3 protein-coding genes are annotated in these 1,893 nt (G+C 66.7%); all 3 read left to right on the top strand.

The window, feature by feature from the left end:
* Positions 1-724: tyrosine-protein phosphatase (locus tag Q9R39_RS24570; protein WP_311278445.1), on the top strand; the 724-nt coding region annotated here is incomplete at its 5' end.
* Positions 725-743: 19 nt separating this feature from the next.
* Positions 744-1,631 carry a metallophosphoesterase gene (locus Q9R39_RS24565; RefSeq protein WP_311278444.1) on the top strand — a complete coding sequence of 296 codons (888 nt, stop codon included), beginning with the start codon at positions 744-746 and terminating at the stop codon, positions 1,629-1,631.
* Positions 1,631-1,893, top strand: a 263-nt coding sequence (locus Q9R39_RS24560) for an ATP-binding cassette domain-containing protein (protein WP_311278443.1), incomplete at its 3' end; no start/stop codon positions are given. The genes Q9R39_RS24565 and Q9R39_RS24560, both read left to right, overlap by 1 nt.

The following is a 1,893-nucleotide window of genomic DNA, read 5'->3' as shown; positions in this document are numbered from 1 at the left end:
CGTGACCACACTTCCACTCCGCCGGCTATCTGTCGGCAACACCTACAACTTGCGTGATATCGGTGGCTACGAGTTGCCGGACGGTGCCCATACCAGTTGGGGCCGGATCTTCCGCTCCGACGCCGCGCAGTTCGCCGACGGTACCGATATCGCTGAACTCAACCTGCAGACCGTGATCGACCTGCGCGACGACGCCGAGATCGCGGCGCTTCCCACCGGGCTCGACGCGTTCGTTCCGAATGTTCTCCATCGGCCGTTGGACCCGCGGGCGCTGCTGTCCGCCGCCAGCGATCCCTCGCCGGACCCGCTCGGTGACCTCTACATCGCGCTCATTCGTGAGCGCGGCGCCGAACTGGCGGCCATCATCGCCGATCTGGCTCGGCCGGGTGCGCTGCCGGCTCTGGTGCATTGCGCCGCGGGTAAGGACCGCACCGGGGTGGTGATCGCCCTCGTGCTCTCCGCCATCGGAATGCCCGACGATATCGTCGCCGCCGACTATGCGCTCACCGCCGACTATCTCACCGCTGAGTTCTTCGCCGCAGTATCGGCGGAATCGGGCGCCGCCGACCCCACCGACGAGGTACTCCGCGGCGCCCGTCCGGAATCCATGAAGGCGATGCTGCGCGTATTGGCTGCCGAGTACGGCGGCGCCCGTGCCTATCTGACCGGCCACGGAGTGCCGGACGAGGCGATCGACCAGCTTCACACCGCCCTCACCCGCTGACATCGAGAAAGAGATTCCTATGAAGATCGTGCAGATTTCCGATACCCATCTGACCGCGGCCGGCGGTCCCACCACTGCCGCTTTCCGGTTGCTGGCCCAGCATCTCAACGATGAGGTCCGGCCCGATCTGGTCGTGCACTCCGGCGATATCCAGGTCTTGCATCCCGACGACGCCGCCGATCGTGCCCACTCCCGTGCGCTGCTCGACCTGATCAGCGCCCCGCTGCTGGTGATTCCGGGCAACCACGATGTCGGCATGCCTGGTCTGAACGCCTGGGCCGGTCTCAGTGTGACCGATGAGCGTGTGGCCGCGCACGAGGCCGCGTTCGGTCCCGGGCACTGGCGTCACGATACAGACGCGGCGATTCTGCTCGGGATCAACAGCGAGTTGCTGGGGTCCGGCTTGCAGCGCGAGGCCGATCAGTGGCGCTGGCTCGAGAACACCTTGGAGGACCTGCCGGCGGACCGCCCGGTGCTGCTGTTCTTGCACAAGCCGCTATGGGCGGCCACCGACGAGCCTGCCGACCATGCCGAGGTGAAGATGAAGATCGGGGACCAGCGGGTCAGTGTCCGCCAGGTCGATGTGGGACCCGTCGCCCGCGACCGGTTGCTCAGCCTGCTGGAGCGAATCGATCTGCGCGCGGTCGGATGTGGCCATCTCCACCGCTACCGGAACGTGCAGCGGAACAACGCAATCGAGGTGTGGGCGCCAGCCACCGCCTTCCTCGCTCCCAGTGAGGACGACCTCCCGGAAGCGCATGAACAGCTGGGCTACGTCGAATACAGTGTGGCCGGCGGCGACGTCACCGCCGAGTTCCGCCTCGTCCCCGGGATGCCGCAGCTCACCACCGATGATGTGCCCGAGATCGCCCAGGCGATCGTGGCCATGACGGCCGCCGCGGTCTGATGGCCTCCATCGAACTCGACGGAATCGTCCGCAACTTCGGCGACACCACCGCGGTCGCCGACGTCTCGCTGACCACCGGACGCAACGACTTCCTCGTGCTTCTCGGACCCAGCGGCTGCGGTAAGACGACCTTGCTGCGCATGATCGCCGGGCTCCTCCCACCCAGCGCGGGACGCATCCTCGTTGACGGGAAAGACGTCACCACCCTGCCGCCGCGGGAACGTGACCTGGCGATGGTCTTCCAAAATTACGCCCTCTACCC

Origin of the sequence: Gordonia sp. AC31, from assembly GCF_031844505.1 — a bacterium.
Lineage (GTDB): Bacteria > Actinomycetota > Actinomycetes > Mycobacteriales > Mycobacteriaceae > Gordonia > Gordonia hongkongensis.
The sequence above is the reverse complement of the archived record's forward strand: the minus strand, read 5'-3'. Positions and strand labels throughout refer to the sequence as shown.